This is a genomic window from Brevibacterium siliguriense (genome assembly GCF_900105315.1).
GTDB classification, from domain to species: Bacteria; Actinomycetota; Actinomycetes; order Actinomycetales; family Brevibacteriaceae; genus Brevibacterium; species Brevibacterium siliguriense.
On record NZ_LT629766.1, the window covers coordinates 1783980 to 1806354 of the forward strand.

Consider the following 22375-nt stretch of genomic DNA (forward strand, 5'->3'; position numbering starts at 1 on the left):
TCTAACTTAGCCGCGGTTCGCGCGGCGGCCGACGCGCAGCAGCCACCACAGGCCGATGAGCGGCAAGAGCAGCGGAATATAGCCGTAGCCGCTGCCGAAGTTCGACCACACCGACGGTTTGGCGAAGTCCTCGGGGTGGGTGTGGCTGAGGATGCCGACGACGATGACGCCGACGAATTCGATCGCGCAGGCGGCGACGGCGATCCGGTGCGAGACGCGATTGCCGATGACCAGGCAGACAGTGGCGAGGATGTAGATCACCGCGGCCATGGCCGAGAGCGAGTATGCGATCGGTGCGACGTCGAATTCGCGGATGAGCTGGTAGCCGGCCCGGGCCGTGGCCGAGAGCGCGAACACTCCGTACACCGCCGTCAGCGCCCGTCCCGGTCCCGTGTGCATCGCCGAATACGGCGACCGTTCCTTCTTTTCCCTCGCCGAGGCGGCCGCGGAGTCCGCATTGCCCGCTGAGTTCGCATCATCGGCGGGACCCCCGCCGAACCGGTTGCGCCTGGTCATTGCCAAATCTGATCCAATCTCTCGATCATCACGGTCACCGTCAGTCCCGCCGCGGCGAGCACTCCCGGCCCCCAGCGGCTCAGCTCCGCAAATGCCCAGAACCCGGCCAGCGCTATGACCATGATCGCGGTGATGATGTAGCCGAAGTAGAGCAGCGGGTCGACTTCATGCGCGGACCCGAAGGTCGCAATCGAGATGATCAGCTGCACGATGAGCAGCAGCAGAAGCAGAGCGGCACCGCCGAGCAGGGCCTTGCCGGCTGGACGGTTGCGGATGGTCTCGACGATCGACCACAGGGTCAGGATGCCGGTGACGGCATAGAGGACGATGGTGAAAACGGTGAACACCCGACCCAGTTTAGTCGGCATCCAGTCTCGGCAACTCGTCCGGATGTGCCGCTTCGCGGGTGAGATGCCGCACGGATCCTGGTCGTAGCCCAGCTCACGCCCTAAAATTGCAGGGTGCCCATCTATCTCGATCACGCAGCCACCTCTCCGATGCCCGCCGAGGTGCTCGAGGTGTACACGAAGGAGCTGGCCCGGCGGGCCAACCCCTCGGCCCTGCACGCGGTCGGACAGGCGGCACGGATGCGCATCGAAGAAGCGCGCGAAGGCATCGCCCGCGCGGTCGGCGCGGCCACCTCGTCGGAGGTGATCTTCACGTCCGGAGGCACCGAGGCGGACAATTTCGCCCTCAAGGGGCTCTACCTCGCCCGGAACAACGGGACGTTCAACAGTCCCGCACGCCCGCGGGTGTTGACGACGACGATAGAACACCCCGCGATCCTCGAGACCGTCGAGTGGTTGGACAGCCTCGGCGCCGAAGCCGTCTACCTCGACGTCGACGGAGCAGGACGCCTCGACCTCGACGCGGCACTGACCGAACTGCGCCGCGACCCCGACCGCACCGCGCTCATCAGCGTGATGGCCGCGAACAACGAGATCGGCACTCTGCAGCCGATCGCCGAGATCGGTGAGGCAGCCTCCGAACTCGGCATTCCCTTCCATATCGATGCTGTGCAGGCCCTCGGGCAGATCCCGCTCGACTTCGCCGCGCTCAAGGCGACAGCGATGACGATCACGGCACACAAGATCGGCGGGCCCGTCGGCATCGGCGCGCTCCTGCTCGACCGCGGGGCGACCCCGACTCCGATCCTCCATGGTGGGGGACAGGAACGCAGCGTACGCTCGGGCACCGTCGACGTCGCCGGTGCCGTGGCCTTCGCCGCCGCCGTCGACCTCGTCACCACCGATCTCGAAACTCGCTCGGTAAGACTGTCGGGGCTGCGCGATCGGCTCATCGCGGGAATCGAATCGAGCATCGACGGTGCCGTGCTCTCGGGTCCGCACGGAGCGGACCGTCTGCCTGCCAACGCCCATTTCACGTTCCCGGGCTGCGAGGGGGACTCGCTGCTCTTCGGACTCGACGCCCGAGGGCTTGCCACCTCGACGGGTTCGGCCTGTTCGGCCGGGGTCTCCCGCCCCTCTCACGTGCTCTTGGCATGCGGGTTGGATGAGGACAGCGCTCGGACCACCCAACGCTTCACACTCGGTCACGATACGACCGAAGCCGATGTCGATGCCCTGCTCGCGGCCCTGCCCGAGGTCGTCGAGCAGGCACGCCGAGCCGGGATGGTTTCGGCAACACCCCGATGGATGCAAGGAGCATCATGAGAGTACTCGTCGCCATGTCCGGCGGAGTCGATTCGTCCGTGGCCGCGGCGCGCGCCGTCGATGCCGGACACGAAGTCGTCGGCGTCCACCTGGCCCTGTCCCGGATGCCCGGCACCCTGCGCACCGGATCGCGCGGCTGCTGCACGATCGAAGACTCCCGCGACGCCCACCGCGTGGCGGGAATGCTCGATATCCCCTTCTACGTCTGGGACTTCTCCGAACGGTTCAAGGAAGACATCGTCGATGACTTCATCGCCGAATACGCCGCCGGGCGCACCCCGAACCCGTGCATGCGGTGCAATGAGCGCATCAAGTTCGCAGCCCTTCTCGACCGAGCGCTGGCGCTCGGCTTCGACGCCATCGCCACCGGCCACTATGCCGAGGTGCTCCGCGATGACGAAGGCCGTCCCGAACTTCACCGCGGTGAGGACCTGGCCAAGGACCAGTCCTATGTCCTCGGGGTGCTCACCTCCGATCAGCTCGAGCACTGCTACTTCCCGATCGGTGCGACCGCCTCGAAGGCCGAAGTGCGCGCCGAGGCGGCCGAGCGCGGTTTCTCCGTGGCGAACAAGCCCGACTCCTACGACATCTGCTTCATCCCCGACGGGGACACGAAGGCCTGGCTGGCCGACAAGATCCCGATGCGTCCGGGACTCATCAAGGACTCCGAGGGGGAAGTGCTCGGCGAGCACGACGGAGCGATGACGTACACGATCGGTCAGCGCAAGGGCCTCGGCATCGAGAAGCCCGCTCGTGATGGCAAGCCGCGCTTCGTCACTGGCCTCGACCCGGCGACGAACACCGTCACCGTCGGGTCGCGCGCCGATCTCGCGGTCTCCCACCTCACTGGCATCCGCACCTCCTGGGCCGGAGCCGCCCCGTCGGATATGGGGGACACCCCGGAGACCGGCATCGACTGCGAAGTGCAGATCCGCGCCCACGCCGACCCGGTGCCGGCCCGTGCCTGGCTGGGCGAATTCGTCGCCGAGGTGCCTGAGCATGAGGCGAATCCGATCATCGACGAGGTCGAAGTGCCCGCCGCACGTCCGGCCGGGCAGCTCATGCACGTCGACGTCGATGAGGAGCTCTCCGGAGTGGCCCCGGGGCAGACCATGGTGATCTACCGCGGCACTCGTGTGCTCGGCCAGGCCACCATCGATGCCACGGCGAAGGACCGGGTCACCCGGGCACCCGAATTCGCCGACGCCTGAGCCACCGCACCTCACTTAAGCGACGGGTTCGGACCCGATGTCGGCCACTGGCGATACTCTTGGGGCATGAAGGAATTTCCCCAAGATGTCGTCACGGCACCTTATGGAACTTGGTCTTCACCTCTCAATGCCGCCGAGGTGGCTGCCGGTGCCGCTCCGATCTTCGACGCCGCTTTCCGTGGGGACGAGATCTTCTACTCGACGAAGATCCCCACCGAGAAGGCCCGCACCGGACTCGTCCGCACGTCGCTGTCGCATCCGGGAGACCGCGAGCAGATCATTCCTTCAGGGTTCAACATCCGCTCCGCCGTCCACGAATACGGGGGAGCCTCGTGGGCTCTCGACCAGAGCAGCGACGTCATCTACTTCGTCAACGCCGCTGATCAGCGCGTCTGGCAGATCATTCCAGGACGTGCCCCGCATGCCCTGACCCCGGACACCTCGGGCCGGATCCGCTACGGAGATCTGCACATGAGTCCGTGGGGCCTGCTGTGCGTGCGGGAGGACTGCCGGTCAACCCGTCGTGAACGCGCCATCGTGCTGCTGACGAAGCACGGGACGACGAACGTCCTCTCCACGCACTCTCATTTCATGGCGTGGCCCAGACTCTCACCCGACGGCAGCACTCTGGCATTCATCGGCTGGGAGCACCCGAACATGCCCTGGGACGGAACCACCTTGTGGCTGGTCGATGTGCGAACCCCGGCCACTCCTGCCGTCGCCGTACTCAGCGGGGACGGGGTCGAACGCCCACGCAGGTCCGACCCGGGGATGCCGAGCCACACCGACCCGGGAATCTCGCTGCTCCAGCCGGAGTTCACCTCGGATTCCTCACTCCACGTCATCTCCGACCACCAGGGCCATTGGTCGCTGTACGGCCTCGACATCGACCCGGTCGCCGCGCGTGCCCGCGTCACCGACCCGCGTCACGCACCGGCTCCCACGGCGTTCGATGCCGATCGTCTGCGACCGGTCATCGACACCGGGGAGGAGATCGGCGGTGCCCTCTGGCAGCTGGGCACGAGGTGGCACCTCAACGACGGTGACGAGGTGTGGGCACATTCGCAGGCGGCCACCGCGACACTCGTCCGCCGCCGACTCACCGACGACCCCTGCGATACGAACCCCGCCGACACGGAACCCGCCGGCACGACCTGGGAAACCATCGACACGACGGGGGAGACGTTCGGCACGATCGAACTCCTCGAGCTCGGACGCACCCACCTGCTGCTGACGGCGAAGTCGACCAGGCGTCCGGGAGTCCTCTACGCCGTCGACCGGGTGACAGGACTGTTCACCGAGATCGCCAGCGAACGCCTCGACACTCACCAGCTCTATTACTCCCGCCCGCAGGTCGGCGAACTCGGGGAGTGCCCGTCGTCATCCACTCGCCGCACAATCCCCGCTTCGCAGCCCCCGTTGACGAACTCCCGCCCTTCGTGGTCTCGATCCACGGCGGACCGACAGGACAGGCGACCCCGGAGATGGCGGCCCGCACGAGCTTCTTCACCTCCCAGGGCATCGGCGTCCTCGAGGTGAACTACGGCGGGTCGACCGGATTCGGCCGCGCATGGCGTGACCGGCTGCGCGGGCAATGGGGAATCGTCGACGTCGAGGACACCGTCGCCGCCGTCAACGGACTCGTCGCAGCCGGGCTCGCCGACCCGAACCGCATCGCGATCTCCGGAGCCTCTTCGGGTGGTTGGACGGTGCTGACCGCCTTGGCCTCGACGAACGTGTTCGCCTGCGGCACCTCGTACTTCGGGGTCACCGACCTCATGCGCTTCGTCGTCGACACCCACGACTTCGAATCCCACTACATCGACGGACTCGTCGGCCCCTGGCCGGCGGCCCAGGACGAATACATCTCCCGTTCGCCGATCCGCCGGACCAGCGACATCAACGTCCCCGTGGCCGTGATGCAAGGAGACCGAGACCCGATCGTCCCGCCCTCACAGGCACAGGAATTCGTCGATACACTTCAACTGGCCGGAGTGGAGTACATTTACCGTCTGTACAAGGGCGAATCCCACGGCTTCGTCCGCGCCGAGACCATCATCGATTCCCTGGAAAGCGAGTTCGGATTCTATGTCGACGTCTTCGGAATCCCCCGCGCCCACCAGCATGGCTGACCCCCGCACCCCCGACCGCGACCATCCCGGTGCCACCCTCGCCGAGGCAGCCGCCCCCGAGGCCCCGACGTCCGTTCTGCCCGCCGCCACGACCACGGGGATCTGGCTGCCCGGAGCCCGTGATCCGCGTCGCGGCTACATTGCGACCAGCCCGGTCCGTGAAGCTGCCGCTGCCGGCTTCGACATCCTCTCCGACCAGCTGCCCCCGGTACCCCTGACCGCTCACCAGGCAGAGGGTCGGTGGGGTGCCGACGCCATCGGCCGCGCCGTCGGCCTGCTCACCGAACTCCACGTCGACCGCACGTCCTACGGATGGCGGCTGACCGCCTCGGCGGGCAAGGACGAACGACTCGAGGGCTCGGCCCTGATCGAAGCCTTCGACGCGATCGCAGAATACGGGGCCTCGCGCCCCGGACAGATCCAGATCAGCCTGCCGGGACCGTGGACTCTTGTGACCGCGCTGAGCCTGTCCTCCGGCGCTCGCGTCCTCGGCGACTACGGCGCCCGCCGCGACGTCGTCCAGGCCTACGCCTTCGGCATCGCCGCCTTCACCGACCGCATCGCGCGCTTGGGAATGCAGCCGACCGTCCGCCTCGTCGAATCCCGCCTGACCCCAGTCCTCACCGGCACCTGGCCGACCGTGTCCGGGTGGGCGAGCCTGCCCGCCATCAGCGAAGCCCAGGTGTGGGCGGCCATCGAATCCACCCTGCGCCATCTCCCGCCCACCGTGCTGGCCCTGCCGAACTTCGACTCTCTGCACCTGCAGGGCAAGGAGATCCCCGCCGCCGAGGCGGTCCGCCGCACCGGTGCCCGTTCCGTGTCAGTGCCGTTGGCTAGCCTGAGACCACACAGCTGGGAACAGCTGGCGATCCTCGCCGAGGCGGGGTTGGGCACCTGGATCCACCTGCCGACCGAGGCCGGCAGGCGATCCGACGCGGTCAATCACTGGTGTGAGCGGATCCGCACCCCGTGGTCGCGCATCGGCATGGGGGTCGCGAGTCTGCACGAAATCGGGATCATCGCCGGCCCCGAACTGCCGATGACCTACCCGCCGCTGCTGGAGAACCAGCAGGGGATCGGACCTGAACACAATCGGGGAACCATGTCCATCGCCGCCGGTCTGCGGCGGGCTCTTGAGGAGATCGAATGACCACGACACCGGAGAACTCCGACTCATCGGCGGCAGCGTCGGCACCCGATCTGCAGAACGCGGACCTCACGGATGCGGCCACACGTGCCCAAGTCCATGCGCAGCTGACCGAGAAGATCGAGGAGCTGCGGGCCGCCTACTATCAGGACTCCCTGCTCGTCTCCGACGCCGAGTACGACGAGCTCGTCCACCGCCTCGAAGACCTCGAAGCGAAGTTCCCCGAACTCGTCACCGACTCCTCACCGACGCAGACCGTCGGCGGCGTCGTCGACACCTCGACCTTCGACCCGGTCGAACACATCGGTCCGATGTACAGCCTCGACAACGTCTTCGACTATGACGAACTGCGCGCCTGGTATGAGCGGGTGCGGTCGGCCACCTCGGTGAAGTCGAAGTTCCTGTGCGAACTCAAGATCGACGGACTCGCCGTCAACCTCCTCTACCGCAATGGAGAACTCGTGCGGGCCGCGACCCGCGGCGACGGACGCATCGGTGAGGACATCACCGCGAATGTGCGCACGATCTCCGATATCCCGCACCACCTCGACACCGAGCACCCGCCTGCCGAGGTCGAGATCCGCGGTGAGGTGTTCTTCCCCGTCGAGGAATTCGCCGAACTCAACGCCTCCCTCGTCGCCGAGGGCAAGGCCCCATTCGCGAACCCGCGGAACTCCGCGGCAGGTTCGCTGCGGCAGAAGGACCCAGCCGTCACGGCGCGTCGGCCCCTGCACATGCTCGTCCACGGAATCGCAGTGTGGACGGCCGCCGACGATTCGCATCCCGAACCGGCCCACCAGTCCGAGGTCTACGAGCAGTTCCGGTCCTGGGGTCTGCCGATCAGCGACTACTTCAAGGTCCTCGACACCGTCGATGAGATCGAAGACTTCATCGCCTACTACGGCGAACACCGCCACGATGTCACTCATGAGATCGACGGAATCGTCATCAAGATCGACGATATCGCCGTGCAGGAGACGTTGGGCTACACCTCTCGCGCGCCGAGGTGGGCGACGGCCTTCAAGTACCCGCCCGAGGAGGTCACGACGAAGCTCATCGACATCCAGGTGCAGGTGGGCCGGACCGGGCGGGTGACCCCGTTCGCCGTGATGGAGCCGGTGACCGTGGCCGGATCGACCGTTGAGCGGGCGACCCTGCACAATGGGTACGAGGTCAAACGCAAAGGTGTGCTCATCGGCGACACCGTCACCCTGCGCAAGGCCGGCGACGTCATCCCCGAGGTGCTTGGCCCCGTCGCTGCCCTGCGGGACGGGTCCGAGCACGAATTCGTCATGCCCACCCGCTGCCCGTCCTGCGGGACCGAGCTCGGTGAGCAGAAAGAAGGCGACAAGGACCTGCGGTGCCCGAATTCGCGGTCGTGCCCGGCGCAGCTGGCCAACCGCATCTTCTACCTCGCTTCCCGTGCGGCCTTCGACATCGAAGCCCTCGGCGAGGAGGCCGCACTGGCGCTGACGGCCCCGGCCGAACCCGAGACGCCCCCGCTGACCTCGGAGGCCTTCCTCTTCGACCTGACTGCCGAGGACCTGGCCGACGTCAAGATCTGGCGGAACAAGAAGGTCAAGGGTGTGGAGACCGGCGAGCGAGAGCTCGTGCCCTACTTCTATACCCGCGGAACCGCGAAGAAGCCGAGCGCCCCGAGCGCGAACACGAAGAAGCTCTTCGACGAACTGGAGAAGGCGAAGGACCAGGATCTGTGGCGGGTGCTTGTGGCTCTGTCGATCCGCCATGTCGGACCGACCGCTGCACGGACCCTGGCCGCGAAGTTCCGCACCCTCGACGCCATCCGTAAGGCCAGCCTCGAAGAGCTCTCCGCCGTCGAGAGCATCGGGCCGACGATCGCGCAGAGCATCCGCGCATGGTTCGAGATCGATTGGCACGTCGAGATCGTCGAAACCTGGGCAGCCGCCGGAGTGCGGATGGAGGACGACGAGGTCGAGGCCGCCGAGCAGACCCTCGAAGGATTGACGATCGTGGCGACCGGATCGCTGAGTTCGTTCACGCGCGACGGGATCAAGGAGGCGATCCTCGGTGCCGGCGGAAAGGCCGCGGGCTCGGTGTCGAAGAAGACCGACTATGTCGTCGCCGGTGAGAACGCCGGATCGAAGTTGGAGAAGGCCGAGTCGCTGGGCGTGCCCGTCCTCGACGAGGACCAGTTCAGGGCTCTGCTGGAGACAGGCAGCCTCGACTGAGCGGTGCCCGCCGGACGCTGAAACTCTCCATCGAAGGGAATTTATCCCGGGTCCTGGAGGTTCCATGGTGCGGCTGTGTACTCATTCGTTACCGAACTCGAAGTCGGGGTTCAGACTCAGCCAAGCTCAGAGACAGCTTCGAGTGGAAGAGTGTGGGACATGAGATGGATTCCCCGACTCCTCGCCGGTACCTGTGTGGTCATCGCCGCAGCGATGACCGCGGTACCGGTGACGGCCGGCCTGGCTGACCTGGTTCTCAACCCGGGACCGAACACCACCAAACGCAATGCTCAGCCCGCGCTGACGTCCATGCGTACTCCGTCCGCCCCGACCACCGGACGAACCGAGGAGTCGGCGACCGCCTTCGTCGGCGACTCGACGGACGATCACGAGGTCACCGAAGGCACGATCGTCGACGGCTCGAGTGCGGTCGGCACACTCTCGGCCGGAGCACTCTCGGCCGGCACGGAACTCGTCGCAGCCACCACGGCCGACGCCCAGTCCCGCATCGCCGATCTCTCCGCGGACCTGCAGGCCGGAGTCTCGGCCGGTGAGTTCACCCAGGCCGACGCCGATCGCGTGCTTGCCGACATCGCCCCCTACATCCACGGCGACCGCACCTGGCCCGAACGCCTCACTTCCTGATAATTGCTACCTGACGGCGGCCCAGCAACCTCGCGCGAGGTTGCTGAGCCGCCGTCAGGTAGTTCTGGGGGAAGGTCACAGTGCACCGACGAAACCGCGTCCGACGGAGAGACTAGACTGGAGGCGAGTGAAAACGACGATGAAAGGCAGGGAATGACGGAGTCTTCCGCAATCACCCCCGAACAGGTGGAGCATCTGGCTTCACTGTCTCGGATCGCCATGAGCGAAGACGAGCTGAAATCGCTCGCCGGTGATCTCAGCACAATTCTGGGAAACGTCGCCAGGGTCAACGAAGTGGCCGGCGACGATGTGCCCGCAACCAGCCACCCCATCCCGCTGACGAACGTCATGCGCCCCGACGTCGTGGGCGAGACGCTGTCGAGCGAACAGGCACTGGCCTCGGCCCCGGCCGCCGAGGACGACAAGTTCCTCGTCCCGCAGATCCTCGGGGAGGAATGAGATGACCGAACTGACGAACAAGAGCGCCCTCGAACTCGCCGCAGGACTGAAATCCGGCGAGTTCTCCTCCGTCGAAGTCACGCAGTCCCATCTCGACCGCATCTCCGCCACCGAGGATGACTTCAACTCCTTCATCACCGTCACCGATGAGCTCGCCCTGGAGGCCGCGAAGGCCGTCGACGCCAAGCGCTCCGCCGGTGAGGACCTCCACGCCCTGGCCGGTGTCCCGGTCGCGCTGAAGGACCTCGTCGTCACCGAAGGCGTCAACACCACCGCCGGATCGAAGATGCTCGAGAACTGGGTTCCGCCCTACGAATCGACGGTGCATAACAAGATCAAAGCCGCCGGTCTGCCGGTGCTCGGCAAGACCAACCTCGACGAATTCGCCATGGGTTCGACGACCGAGCACTCGGCCTTCGGCAACACCCGCAACCCGTGGAACCTCGAGCACGTGCCCGGCGGATCGTCGGGAGGCGCGGCCGCAGCGCTGGCCGGCTTCCAGGCCCCGCTGTCCGTGGGCACCGACACCGGCGGATCCGTCCGCCAGCCCGCCGCGTTCACCGGCACCGTCGGCGTCAAGCCGACCTACGGTTCGATCTCGCGCTTCGGCATCATCGCCATGGCCTCGAGCCTCGACCAAGTCGGCCCGATGGGCCGAAACGTCGCCGATGCCGCAGCCCTGCACGAACTGCTGGCCGGACACGATCCGCTCGATTCGACCTCGCTGCCCGATGAGGTCGGCGGATTCCTCAATGCCGCCCAGACCAGCGAACTCAAGGGCAAGAAGCTCGGCGTCATCAAGCAGCTGGCCGGTCAGGGATACCAGGACGGAGTCCGCACCGCGTTCACTGCCGCCCTCGAAGCCGCTGCCGCCGCCGGTGCCGAGATCGTCGAGGTCGACTGCCCGTCGATCTCCTACGCCCTCGACGCCTACTACCTCATCATGCCCTCCGAGGTGTCCTCGAACCTGGCCCGCTACGACGGCATGCGCTACGGCCTGCGTGTCGAACCGGAGACCGGTCCCGTCACCGCCGAGACCGTCATGTCGGCCACTCGCGCCGCGGGCTTCGGCGATGAGGTTAAGCGCCGCATCATCCTCGGCACCTACGCCCTGTCGGCCGGCTACTACGACGCCTACTACGGTTCGGCGCAGAAGATCCGCACCTTGGTCCAGAACGACTTCGCGAAGGCCTTCGCCGCATGCGACGTCCTCGTGTCCCCGACGACTCCGACGACCGCGCTGAAGTTCGGTGCGGAGAAGGCCGCCGACCCGATGGCCCTCTATTTGGGCGACGTCGCGACGATCCCGGCGAACCTCGCCGGGATCCCCGGACTGTCCCTGCCCGCAGGTCTGGCCGATGGTCTGCCCGTCGGCTTCCAGATCCTGGCCCCGGCCCGTGAGGACATCAAACTCTACGAGGTGGCCGGACCCTTGGAAGCCGCACTCGAATCTACCGGCGGACGCGTGCTCGACACTCTCGCGGAAGGACTGAACGCCAAGTGAAATACGAAGACGCGATCAAGAAATACGATCCGGTCATCGGCATCGAGGTCCACGTCGAACTCGGCACCGCGACCAAGATGTTCGACGCCGCCCCCAACACCTTCGGCGGGGGACCGAACACCAATGTGACTCCCACCTCCCTCGGCCTGCCCGGGTCCCTGCCCGTGGTCAACGAGAAGGGTGTGGAGTACGCGATCAAGATCGGTCTGGCGCTCGGCTGCGAGATCGCCGAATCCTGCCGGTTCGCCCGCAAGAACTATTTCTACCCGGACGTGCCCAAGGACTTCCAGACCAGCCAGTCTGATGAGCCTATCGCGGCCGAAGGCCAGGTCGAGGTCGAACTCGAGGACGGCACCATCGTCACCGTCCCCGTCGAGCGCGCCCACATGGAGGAGGACGCCGGAAAGAACACTCACGTGGGAGGGGCCACCGGCCGCATCCAGGGCGCCGACCACTCCCTCGTCGACTACAATCGCGCCGGTGTTCCACTCGTGGAGATCGTCACCCACCCGATCACCGGGACAGGGGAGAGGGCCGCCGAGGTGGCCGCCGCCTATGTGCGCACGCTCCGTGACATCTTCCGCGCCCTCGACGTCTCCGAAGCCCGCATGGAACAGGGCAACGTCCGCGCTGACGTCAACGTGTCCCTGCGCGAGAGCCCCGATGCACCGCTGGGCACCCGAACGGAGACGAAGAACGTCAACTCCTTCCGCTCGATCGAACGCGCAGTGCGCTTCGAGATCGGCCGCCAGGCGACCCTCCTCGAAGCAGGGGAGAAGGTCGTCCAGGAGACCCGCCACTTCCACGAGGAGACCGGCGAGACCTCATCGGGACGTCCGAAGTCCGACGCCGACGACTACCGCTACTTCCCCGAGCCGGACCTCGTCCCGCTGCAGCCGACCCGCGAATGGGTCGAAGAGCTGCGGGCAAGCCTGCCCGAACTGCCGGCGCAGAAGCGTCGCCGTCTCCTCGGGGAGTGGAAGTTCTCCGACCTGGAGATGCGCGACATCGTCAACGCGGGACTCCTCGAAGCCATCGAGGACACCGTCACCGCCGGTGCGAAACCTGCGAAGGCCCGCAAATGGTGGACCGGTGAGGTCGCCCGCCTGGCCAACCAGGAGGACAGGCATCCCACCGAGATCGTCACACCCGCCCAGGTGGCGGGCCTCGTCGAACTCATCGATGAGGGCAAGCTCAATGACAAGCTGGCGAAGGACGTGCTCACCGGAGTCTCAGCAGGCGAAGGCGAGCCGGCCGAGGTGATGAAGGCCCGCGAACTGGAGATCGTCGAGGACACCGGTGCGCTGGAAGCCGCCGTCGAGGAGGCCATCGCGGCCAACCCCGATGTGGTCGAGAAGATCAAGGGCGGAAAGATGCAGGCCATCGGTGCGCTCATGGGGCCGATTATGAAGGCCACCCGCGGACAGGCCGATGCTGGCAAGGCCAAGGACCTCATCCTCGCCAAGATCAACGGCTGAGTGCAGGCCCAGCCTCAGGGCTGACCAAGACTCAGGATTGATCCAGCCACACCCTCTAGACTGTGCGTCCAAGGGAACCGAACGGTTTCCCGAACACAGCGGAGGGTGTGGCTGTTCGCATTCCCCGCAACCGGTGGCCCGCAGGGAAACGGGCCGAGTGCGTGACCCACACGCGTGGAGGTGGAGCGGTGTCTGAGTGGAAGTCGCTGTGGAAGAGCGAATGCGGGAAGTCTGCGCCGATCTATCGGGTGCTCGTGCCCGAAAGCGTCAACGAGGCGGTGCTGCGTGCCTGGAGTGCCCGCGGATACCGGTACACGGCAGGAGCCCCGAGCGCGATCATGCTCACCGGGGGATGAGCCGAAACTTCTTCCGCTCCAGCGTCCTGTTCAAGGGCGGCACCGCCGCCGGCACTGCCGTGACCGCGGGATTCGCGGCACCCGGAGGACTGGCTCTGGTCTCGGGATTCGCCGATGCCGCACTGACCTTCGGCGGAATGGGAGCGGCAACGGCCGTGGGCACCGGTATCTTCGCTGCCGTCACCGGCCCCAAATATCTGCGTGACCCGAAGCGTCTGAGCCGGAAGAACCGGCGCAAGGTCGCCGGTGCCAAATGGGTGACTCCGGCCAGCCTCGGCTATCTGCCCGGTCGCAAGGACGGCCGCGACACCGACGAACAGCGACTGTTCCACCTCGCGGTCACTATCGCCCGCAAGATCGTGCGCACCCGCGCCTGGACCCACCCGATCCTCAAAGACCACGTTTCCCGAGTCGACCTCGACCACGCCGTAGCCTCCATCGGAGTGCGGCTGCAGGAACTCGTCAGTCTGCGCGAGGAGATCGAAGGCATCCGCGATGCGGGGACCGCGAAGTCGGTGGAGACCTATCTGTCGAAGCTGGCCGTCGCGTTCTCGTCGATGGCGCACCGCGTGGAGTCGATGCACGAATACTATGAGCGGCTGCTCGATCTCGACCAGCAGCTCATGCTGCTGCACAACTCCGAACGCTCCCGCGAACTCGGCGATCGGGTGCTCGACGTGCTGTCGCGCACCGCCGCCGATGATTCCGCCGATTGGCAGTTCAGAGAACTGCGCATCGACGCGGACTCGCAGTCCTCGATCATCTCCGGACTCGTCGCCGAACTCGATCAGACCGCCGATGACTTCGACGACTTCGACACCCGCCTGGCTGCCGCACAGAAGTCCGTGGACGAACTCGAGGCCTAGGCGAGCACCGGGCCGAACTCAGTGTCCGAATGGGTCCGGGTCGACTCCCGGCATCCATGACAGGCCCGGCTGGTTATAGCTGTGAGCCTCCTGGGCCTTCTTCCACTTCTTCGACCAGCGCTTGTCGAGACGGTCGACATAGAGGGTTCCCTGCAGGTGGTCGTATTCGTGCTGCATGATGCGGGCGAACCACCCGTCCGCACTCAGCGTCACCGGCGCACCCGACTCATCGAAGCCGTTGACGGTGACCCTGTCGGCACGTTTGAGGGGAAAGTCGAGACTCGGCACCGACAGGCATCCTTCGGTCTCATCGTCCGGGTCGGGACGGGTGTCCGGGACCTTCGACGCAATGAGCACGGGATTGACGAAGGTGCCGCGATGACGCACACCGTAGTCGTCGTCGGCATCGAACACGAAGATGGACTTTCCGACGCCGATCTGCGGCGCGGCCAGACCGACGCCGTTGCTGGCATCGAGGGTCTCGTGCATGTCTTTGACGAGTTCGACGAGATCGTCATCGAACTCGGTGATCTTCTCGGCACGACGATGCAGGACGGGCTCGCCGTAGACGACGATGGGATGAATAGCCATGAGGACAATCGTATCGGTCTCCTGAGGCCGTCTCAGACTCCGCCCGACGACACCTCCGCAGTACCGCAGGGACGAAATCACCGAGGCGGCCACCTCGGTGATCATGTCCGCCGATTGCTCAGCGGTTGTCCCGATCTGCTGCTGAAACGCGTGGATCGATATGCGACGATCTCGGGTCTGTGATACGCGATGTCATAAAGTTTCGCCCCCAGCGAACAGAGATTGTTGAGCAACATATCTGGGAACATGTTCAGGGTCGGCGTGGTTATGATGAGGGCAAGCCGTCTCGGACCACGAGATGAAAGCTGTCGCTCAACCCCTGCCGGAACATCCCTGCCGAGTGGTGAGGGGCCTGTGACGGCGGATGCACACAGTAGCGTGAAAGGACTTACTTTGACCATCTTCAACAACGTCTCCGATCTGGTCGGCCGTACTCCGCTGATCCGCGTCAACAAGGCAAGCGAACGCTCCGGTGCCGAAATCGTTGCGAAGCTCGAATCGTACAACCCGGGCAACTCCGTCAAGGACCGCATCGGTGTGGCGATGATCGACGCGGCCGAGAAGTCCGGCGAACTGCAGCCCGGCGGCACGATCGTCGAAGCCACCTCCGGAAACACCGGCATCGCTCTGGCGATGGTCGGCACCTCCCGCGGCTACAAGGTCAAGCTGACGATGCCCGAATCGATGTCGAAGGAACGTCGCGCTCTGCTGCGCGCCTTCGGAGCCGAACTCGTCCTCACCGACAAAGCCGACGGCATGAAGGGCGCGGTCGCCAAGGCCGAGGAACTTGCCGCCGGCGGCGCCGTGCTCGTGCGCCAGTTCGAGAACCAGGCCAACGCCGAGATCCACAAGGCCACCACCGGACCCGAGATCCTCGCCGATACTGACGGCGAGGTCGACATCTTCGTCTCCGGCATCGGCACCGGCGGGACCATCACCGGCGCCGGCGCCGCCCTGCGCGAGGCCAACCCGGATGTGAAGATCGTCGCCGTCGAGCCGGCCGCCTCGCCGCTGTTGACCGAAGGCAAGGCCGGACCGCACGCGATTCAGGGACTCGGCGCGAACTTCGTGCCCAAGGTGCTCAACACCGAGATCTACGACGAGGTCGTCACCGTCGACAACGACGCGGCCATCGAACGCGCCCGCGAGGTCGCGAAGGAAGAGGGCCTGCTCGTGGGCATCTCCTCCGGTGCCGCACTCTCGGCCGCCGAGGCTGTCGCCGCACGCCCGGAGAACGCCGGAAAGCGCGTCGTCGTCATCCTCCCCGACTTCGGTGAGCGCTACCTGTCCACACCGCTGTTCTCCGAATACCTCGACTGACAGTGAGTCAGCGGCATGAGGGCGTCAGACTTCGGTTTGGCGCCCTCGCTGTCTGAAGAGTCCCCGGTCGGGCCGTGGCGGGAATTCCTGCGCCCGGATCCGACTTGCACGAGATAGACCGAGACGAATGAGCAAGGGAGTCAACGATGAAGGCACTGTGGGCAGCGGCCGCGACGGCCGTGGGTGCGGCCGCCTATGGACTGAGCCGGCCCGGTGTGCGCGAGACGCTCAAAGAAGACCTCGAGACGGTCAAGCGCCGAGACCCGGCGGCGCGCAATGACTTCGTCTCCGTGGTGTCCTACCCGGGAATGCATGCGATCTGGGCGCACCGCGGACTCCACAGGCTGTGGCAGCACGACGCCGGAAAAGTTCCGGCCCGGCTGATGTCCCAGCTCGTGCGGACGCTGACCGGGGTCGAGATCCATCCGGGGGCGGAGATCGGGCGCCGGTTCTTCATTGACCATGCCAACGGCGTCGTCATCGGCGAGACCTCGGAGATCGGCGACGACGTCATGCTCTATCACCAGGTCACCCTCGGCGGTACCTCGATGGCACAGACGAAGCGCCACCCGACGATCGGCAACCATGTGCTCGTCGGCGCCGGGGCGAAGATCCTCGGCCCGGTCGTCGTCGGCGACAACTCCGCGATCGGAGCCAATGCCGTCGTTGTCAAGGACGTGGCGGCGGATTCGAGCGCCGTGGGCATTCCCGCGACCGTGCGCCCGAAGCGGAAGGACGGAGCCGCCTCGGCGAAGGCAGACGTCGAAACGTCGACGAAACGCCCCGATTTCGTTCTCGAGGACCCTGCCCTCTGGATCTGAGTCCGCCCACGGCCTGAGCTCAGGGCGGGACTCGGTTCCGGCTCGAGTGGACTGACCATAAACGGCCCCTGCCTTCCGGTAAGGGCCGTTCTGCGCCCCCGGGAATACTTTTGCGACGACTTCTGTTAAGATTTCAACTAGTTACTTCAAAATTGAAGCTAGTCCAATGAGAAGGCCGGTCGCGCTAACCGCGATCAGCCCAGATGCAGGAGGCGTCATGGAATTCGGAATCTTCACCATCGGCGATGTCACCACCGACCCGACCGACGGCACCACCGTCAGCGAACACCAGCGGATCAAGAACACCGTCGAGATCGCCAAGAAGGCAGAAGAGGTCGGCCTCGACGTCTTCGCCACCGGTCAGCACCACAACCCGCCCTTTGTGGCGCCGGCGAACCCGCCGGTCCTGCTGGCCAACATCGCCGCGCAGACGGAGAGGCTCGAACTCTCCACGGCGACCACCCTCATCACCACGACCGATCCCGTGCGCATCGCCGAGGACTACTCGTACGCGCAGCACCTCTCCGATGGTCGTGTCAGCCTGATCATGGGCCGCGGCAACACCGGGCCGGTCTATCCCTGGTTCGGCAAGGACATCCGCGCAGGCATCCCGTTGGCCGTGGAGAACTACAACCTCCTCTACCGTCTGTGGCGTGAGAAGAACATCGACTGGGAAGGCAAGTTCCGCACCCCGCTGAACGGCTTCACCGTCACACCGACCCCGCTGGACGAGGTCCCGCCGTTCGTATGGCACGGTTCGATCCGCAGCCCCGAGATCGCCGAACAGGCCGCCTACTACGGCGACGGGTTCTTCCACAACAACATCTTCTGGCCGACCTCGCACACCGCCCGGATGGTTCAGCTCTACCGTCAGCGCTATGAGTACTACGGCCACGGAAAGGCCAGCCAGGCGATCGTCGGGCTCGGCGGTCAGGTGTTCATGCGCAAGAACTCCCAGGATGCCGTCCGCGAGTTCCGTCCCTACTTCGACAACGCCCCGGTTTACGGTCACGGACCCAGCCTCGAGGACTTCTCGACGCAGACACCGCTGACCGTCGGTTCGCCGCAGCAGGTCATCGAGCGCACCCTGAGCTTCCGCGACTGGGCTGGTGACTACCAGCGGCAGCTCTTCCTCATCGACCATGCGGGCCTGCCGCAGAAGACGGTGCTCGAACAGCTCGACCTCCTCGGCGAAGAGGTCATCCCCGTCCTCCGCGAGGAGTTCGCAAAGGGCCGCCCGGCGGACGTTCCCGATGCCCCGACCCATGAATCCCTGGTCATCCGGCACCGCGAAGGCCGGGACCCGATTCCCGGCGGTGGTGAAGGATCACGCGCTTTCGAGGACCGGCAGGCACGCGCCGCCGAAGCGGCACAGGAAGGAGCCGATCAGGCATGAGCACGAAGGCGATGCACATCGTGGCCGTGACTACCTCGCTCAGCGAGGACTCGACAACGCTCAAACTCACGAACCGGATCCTCGGCCAAGCCGCCTCGGCGGGGGAGTCGGTGAGCATCGACGTGACCACGGACGTCATCAACGTCCGCAACCTCGCCACCGCACTCACGGATATGACCCTGACAGGGTTCCGCTCCGAAGCCCTCGAATCGGCCTTCGCAGCCATCGCCGCAGCCGATGCGATCGTCACCGTCGCACCGGTGTACAAGGCCGCCCCGGTCGGCCTGCACGCCCTGTTCTGGCAGCTCATCGACGACAGGGCGCTGAACGGCAAGCCAGTGCTCATCGCCTCCACAGGCGGCACGGCGCGCCATTCCCTGGCCGGAGATGCGGTGCTGCGGCCGATGCTGTCCTACCTCAAGGGCATCGTCGTGCCCACGACGGTCTTCGCCGCGACCGACGACTGGGGGACCGTCGAAGGCGGCCGGGCGCTGTCCGCTCGGATCCGTCAGGCAGGAGAGGAGCTCGTGTCCCTGACCGCGACGATCATCGGGGCCGGACACGACGACCTCGCCGAGGTGGCCGACCCCGATTCGAGTGCAGGTGCAGCGGCGGTTGGGACCCAGCGGGCGTCTGAGAATCGCGGAATCGTCGACGAATTCGACCCTTCGAACGTGACCCCGTTCGCGCAGCTGCTCGAGGGCTGAGATGACGGAGATCAGATTCGGGCTCGGGAGGGAGGCGCTGGCGCAGACCGCGTGGCGGACCTATTTCGAGACCTCGCAGCGAATCCGTCAGGCACTTGAGGTCCAGCTCAAGGACGATGCGGGGCTCGACGTCAGCGACTACAACACTCTGCTCCTGCTGTGGGAGGCTCCGGAGAGGACGCTGACGATGAGCGCCCTGGCGAAGAAGCTCGTCTTCTCGCCGTCGCGGCTGAACTATCGGATCAAGGTCCTCGTCGACGCGGGGCTGGTGACGAAGTCCCAATGCCTCGACGACGGGCGTGCCCACAATGTGGCGCTGACCGAGGCGGGAGCGCGGGCATTCCTGTCCGCCGGATCCCAGCACAAGGGGTATGTCGACGAGATCTTCTTCGACCATGTCAGCGATGCCGAACTCGAGGTGATCGAGGCTGTGTTCTCTCGAATCGGGGATGCTCTGCCCGAGCGGTGAGGCGGCGTGCCACAATGAGGGCATGTCCACCGCCACAATCGCCTTCCCGAACTCCGAGCTCCGCAACCGTGTGATCGCTCAGATCCCTGCACACCAGCGGACGAACGTCGACCTCGTCGTCTTCTCCGACGCCGAACGTTCGGCCAAGCTCAGCCGCGACGACGTCGACATCGTCGTCCTGCCGTACCTCGATTCCGGGCCGACGATCGAGCTGCTCGACGAGTTGCCCAACCTGCGGATGGTCATCACTCAGACCACCGGATTCGACCCCGTCTCCCATCTTCCCGAGCGCGGGATCCAGGTCGCAACCGCCTCCGGTGTCCACACCGGAGGCACCGCCGAACTCGCTTTGGCGCTGACCCTGGCCAGCCTGCGCGGAATCGACGACGCCGTGCGTTCACAGGTCTCGCGAGTGTGGGAGCACCATCGCTACCGTTCGCTGCAGGACCGGCGCGTGATGATCATCGGCGTCGGTGAGATCGGCTCGGCCATCGCTGATCGCTTCGACCCCTTCGAGGTCCAGCTCACCCGCGTGGCCTCGACGGCCCGTGAGGACGAGCGCGGGAAGATCCACGGCGTCGACGAGCTGCCGAAGCTGCTGCCTCACACCGAGGTGGTTGTGCTCATCACCCCGCTCAATGAGGGCACCCACCACCTCGTCGACGAGAAGTTCCTCAGCCAGCTTCCCGACAATGCCCTCATCGTCAACGTCGCTCGCGGCAAGGTCGTCGACACGGATGCGCTCGTGGCAGAGCTGGCCACCGGGCGACTCCATGCCGCACTCGACGTCACCGACCCGGAGCCGCTGCCGCGCAACCACGCGCTGTGGGGGACTCCGAACACCCTCATCACACCTCATGTCGGAGGTGACACCTCGGCGTTCGAACCACGGGTCGTGAAGATCCTCGCCGAGCAGGTCAGGCGGATCAACGATGGTCAGCAGCCGCTCAACCTCATCAAAGCCTGACATTCTGGCGCAGAGCTGAGGTGCCGCCATTAGGTCACGTGACTCTGGCCTAAGCGGGCCCGGAACACCGCAGTGATGTCGGACTCTCGCGTGGTGCCCAGAAGAGGTTCCACCATGCGAGAGTCTGGCGTGCGGATGCTGAAATCGGGCGTAGCATGCCTGCATGAGCATCGATACAGACAACACCACACCCGACATCAAACCCCGTTCCCGCGATGTCACGGACGGCCTCGAGGCCACCGCCGCACGCGGAATGCTCCGCGCAGTCGGCATGGGCGACGATGACTGGGTGAAGCCGCAGATCGCGATCGCGACCTCGTGGAACGAGATCACCCCCTGCAACATGTCGCTGCAGCGCCTCGGCTCGGCCGCCAAGGAAGGCGTCCACGAGGCCGGCGGCTTCCCGCTGGAATTCGGCACCATCTCCGTTTCGGACGGAATCTCGATGGGCCACGAGGGAATGCACTACTCGCTGGTCTCTCGTGAGGTCATCACCGACTCCGTCGAGACCGTGATGAGTGCCGAACGCCTCGACGGCTCCGTGCTCATGGCCGGCTGCGACAAGTCGATCCCCGGAATGCTCATGGCCTCCGCTCGCCTCGGACTCTCCAGCGTCTTCCTCTACAACGGTTCGATCATGCCCGGAACCGCAAAGATGGAGGACGGCTCGGAGAAGGAAGTCACCCTCATCGACGCCTTCGAAGCCGTCGGCGCCTGCCGGGCCGGCACCATGTCCCAGAAGGACGTCGACGCCATCGAACGCGCCGTCTGCCCCGGTGAGGGCGCCTGTGGCGGTATGTACACGGCGAACACGATGGCCTCGGCCGCCGAGGCTATGGGCATGTCGCTGCCGGGTTCGGCCGCTCCGCCGGCCATCCACCGCAACCGCACGATGTTCGCTCGCAAGTCCGGCGAGGCGGTCGTGAACATGCTGCGTCAGGGCATCACAGCGCGCGACATCATCACCCGCGAATCGCTGCACAATGCCATCGCCGTGGTCATGGCATTCGGCGGTTCGACGAACGCCGTTCTCCACCTGCTGGCGATCGCCCATGAGGCCGGAGTGGTGCTCGAGCTCGATGACTTCAACCGCATCGGCGACAAGGTCCCGCACCTGGGCAACGTCAAGCCCTTCGGCCAGTACGTGATGAACGATGTCTTCAAGATCGGCGGCGTGCCCGTGATCATGAAGGCCCTCCTCGACGCCGGTCTGCTCAACGGTGACTGCATGACGGTCACCGGCAAGACCGTGGCCGAAAACCTCGAGTCGATCAATCCGCCGGATCCGGACGGGAAGATCCTGCGCGCCCTCAATAACCCGATCCATGCCACCGGTGGTCTCACCGTTCTGCAGGGATCGCTGGCGCCCGAGGGCGCCGTCGTGAAGTCCGCAGGCTTCGACGCCGACGTCTTCGAAGGCACCGCTCGCGTCTTCAACCAGGAGAAGCCGGCGATGGATGCCGTGCTCAACGGTGAGTTGAAGAAGGGCGACGTCGTCGTCATCCGCTACGAAGGACCCAAGGGCGGACCCGGAATGCGCGAGATGCTCGCGATCACCGGCGCCATCAAGGGCGCGGGCATCGGCAAGGACGTCCTGCTGCTCACCGACGGCCGCTTCTCCGGCGGTTCGACCGGTCTGTGCATCGGGCACATCGCTCCCGAGGCTGTTGACGGCGGCCCGATCGCGCTCGTCGAGGACGGAGACAAGATCACGGTCGACATCGCGGCCCGCTCGATCGAACTCCACGTTGACGAGGAGGTGCTGGCAGAGCGCCGCAAGACCTGGACGCTGCCCGAGAACCACCGCCTCACCGGTGTGCTCGGCAAGTACGCGAAGCTCGTGCAGTCGGCCTCGAAAGGCGCGGTCTGCTTCTGATCCAGCTCAAGGTCCGTTGCTGACTCTGCTC

General features: G+C 65.8%; 22 protein-coding genes. 19 read left to right on the top strand and 3 right to left on the bottom strand.

The features are described from left to right. Positions 1-6: 6 nt before the first annotated feature. On the bottom strand, positions 7-399 hold the full coding sequence (locus BLU88_RS07845) for a hypothetical protein (RefSeq protein WP_092017309.1): 393 nt from the start codon (positions 397-399) through the stop codon (positions 7-9). 113 nt (positions 400-512) lie between these two features. Beyond that, positions 513-863, bottom strand: a complete 351-nt coding sequence (locus BLU88_RS07850; RefSeq protein ID WP_092012124.1) for a hypothetical protein — start codon at positions 861-863, stop codon at positions 513-515. Positions 864-977: 114 nt separating this feature from the next. On the opposite strand from BLU88_RS07850, the gene BLU88_RS07855 reads away from it, so the two are divergent. From BLU88_RS07855 to BLU88_RS07900, 12 genes are all read left to right on the top strand, one after another. Continuing rightward, the gene (locus BLU88_RS07855; RefSeq protein WP_092012127.1) at positions 978-2189 is read left to right on the top strand and encodes a cysteine desulfurase family protein; all 1212 of its coding nucleotides are present in this window, start codon (positions 978-980) and stop codon (positions 2187-2189) included. After that, positions 2186-3400 carry a tRNA 2-thiouridine(34) synthase MnmA gene (gene mnmA / locus BLU88_RS07860; protein ID WP_092012130.1) on the top strand — a complete coding sequence of 405 codons (1215 nt, stop codon included), beginning with the start codon at positions 2186-2188 and terminating at the stop codon, positions 3398-3400. The genes BLU88_RS07855 and mnmA overlap by 4 nt, the downstream gene beginning before the upstream one ends. A 66-nt stretch (positions 3401-3466) precedes the next feature. Continuing rightward, a complete protein-coding gene (locus BLU88_RS07865; protein ID WP_231939679.1) occupies positions 3467-4939 on the top strand; it encodes a hypothetical protein in 1473 nt (490 codons plus the stop codon). Beyond that, positions 4840-5532 (top strand): S9 family peptidase, encoded by a 693-nt coding sequence (locus tag BLU88_RS18630; protein WP_331712467.1) that lies wholly within the window; start codon positions 4840-4842, stop codon positions 5530-5532. The genes BLU88_RS07865 and BLU88_RS18630 overlap by 100 nt, the downstream gene beginning before the upstream one ends. Continuing rightward, positions 5525-6682, top strand: a complete 1158-nt coding sequence (locus tag BLU88_RS07870) for a uroporphyrinogen decarboxylase/cobalamine-independent methonine synthase family protein (RefSeq protein WP_092012133.1) — start codon at positions 5525-5527, stop codon at positions 6680-6682. The genes BLU88_RS18630 and BLU88_RS07870 overlap by 8 nt, the downstream gene beginning before the upstream one ends. After that, positions 6679-8889 carry an NAD-dependent DNA ligase LigA gene (ligA, locus tag BLU88_RS07875; protein WP_092012134.1) on the top strand — a complete coding sequence of 737 codons (2211 nt, stop codon included), beginning with the start codon at positions 6679-6681 and terminating at the stop codon, positions 8887-8889. Before BLU88_RS07870 ends, ligA begins: the two co-directional genes overlap by 4 nt. Before the next feature lie 159 nt (positions 8890-9048). Continuing rightward, on the top strand, positions 9049-9534 hold the full coding sequence (locus BLU88_RS07880; protein WP_157689033.1) for a hypothetical protein: 486 nt from the start codon (positions 9049-9051) through the stop codon (positions 9532-9534). A gap of 153 nt (positions 9535-9687) precedes the next feature. Further along, complete coding sequence (gene gatC, locus BLU88_RS07885) at positions 9688-9993, top strand: Asp-tRNA(Asn)/Glu-tRNA(Gln) amidotransferase subunit GatC (RefSeq protein ID WP_062862017.1); 306 nt, start codon at positions 9688-9690, stop codon at positions 9991-9993. A gap of 1 nt (position 9994) precedes the next feature. Further along, complete coding sequence (gene gatA, locus BLU88_RS07890) at positions 9995-11497, top strand: Asp-tRNA(Asn)/Glu-tRNA(Gln) amidotransferase subunit GatA (protein ID WP_092012140.1); 1503 nt, start codon at positions 9995-9997, stop codon at positions 11495-11497. Beyond that, entirely contained in the window at positions 11494-12975 is a 1482-nt protein-coding gene (gene gatB / locus BLU88_RS07895) for an Asp-tRNA(Asn)/Glu-tRNA(Gln) amidotransferase subunit GatB (protein WP_092012144.1), read from the top strand. Before gatA ends, gatB begins: the two co-directional genes overlap by 4 nt. A gap of 188 nt (positions 12976-13163) precedes the next feature. Beyond that, positions 13164-13331: a hypothetical protein gene (locus tag BLU88_RS18635; protein WP_231939681.1), complete on the top strand. Its 168-nt coding sequence runs from the start codon at positions 13164-13166 to the stop codon at positions 13329-13331. Continuing rightward, complete coding sequence (locus BLU88_RS07900) at positions 13328-14197, top strand: hypothetical protein (RefSeq protein ID WP_231939682.1); 870 nt, start codon at positions 13328-13330, stop codon at positions 14195-14197. Before BLU88_RS18635 ends, BLU88_RS07900 begins: the two co-directional genes overlap by 4 nt. An 18-nt stretch (positions 14198-14215) precedes the next feature. On the opposite strand, the gene def is transcribed toward BLU88_RS07900, so the two are convergent. Then, entirely contained in the window at positions 14216-14788 is a 573-nt protein-coding gene (def, locus tag BLU88_RS07905) for a peptide deformylase (RefSeq protein ID WP_092017311.1), read from the bottom strand. Between the two features lie 393 nt (positions 14789-15181). Between def and cysK the strand changes: the two genes are divergently transcribed. From cysK to ilvD, 7 genes are all read left to right on the top strand, one after another. Beyond that, complete coding sequence (gene cysK, locus BLU88_RS07910) at positions 15182-16108, top strand: cysteine synthase A (protein WP_092012147.1); 927 nt, start codon at positions 15182-15184, stop codon at positions 16106-16108. Between the two features lie 146 nt (positions 16109-16254). Beyond that, entirely contained in the window at positions 16255-16929 is a 675-nt protein-coding gene (gene epsC / locus BLU88_RS07915; protein WP_092012150.1) for a serine O-acetyltransferase EpsC, read from the top strand. Between the two features lie 217 nt (positions 16930-17146). Beyond that, positions 17147-18325 (top strand): LLM class flavin-dependent oxidoreductase, encoded by a 1179-nt coding sequence (locus BLU88_RS07920; RefSeq protein ID WP_092012153.1) that lies wholly within the window; start codon positions 17147-17149, stop codon positions 18323-18325. Beyond that, positions 18322-19032, top strand: coding sequence for an NAD(P)H-dependent oxidoreductase (locus BLU88_RS07925; protein ID WP_231939683.1), 711 nt, complete (start codon positions 18322-18324; stop codon positions 19030-19032). The genes BLU88_RS07920 and BLU88_RS07925 overlap by 4 nt, the downstream gene beginning before the upstream one ends. A 1-nt stretch (position 19033) precedes the next feature. Next, positions 19034-19501 (top strand): MarR family winged helix-turn-helix transcriptional regulator, encoded by a 468-nt coding sequence (locus tag BLU88_RS07930; protein WP_092012156.1) that lies wholly within the window; start codon positions 19034-19036, stop codon positions 19499-19501. Between the two features lie 22 nt (positions 19502-19523). Beyond that, on the top strand, positions 19524-20468 hold the full coding sequence (locus BLU88_RS07935) for a 2-hydroxyacid dehydrogenase (RefSeq protein ID WP_092012159.1): 945 nt from the start codon (positions 19524-19526) through the stop codon (positions 20466-20468). 163 nt (positions 20469-20631) lie between these two features. Further along, positions 20632-22344, top strand: a complete 1713-nt coding sequence (gene ilvD, locus BLU88_RS07940; RefSeq protein WP_092012162.1) for a dihydroxy-acid dehydratase — start codon at positions 20632-20634, stop codon at positions 22342-22344. Positions 22345-22375 lie beyond the last annotated feature (31 nt).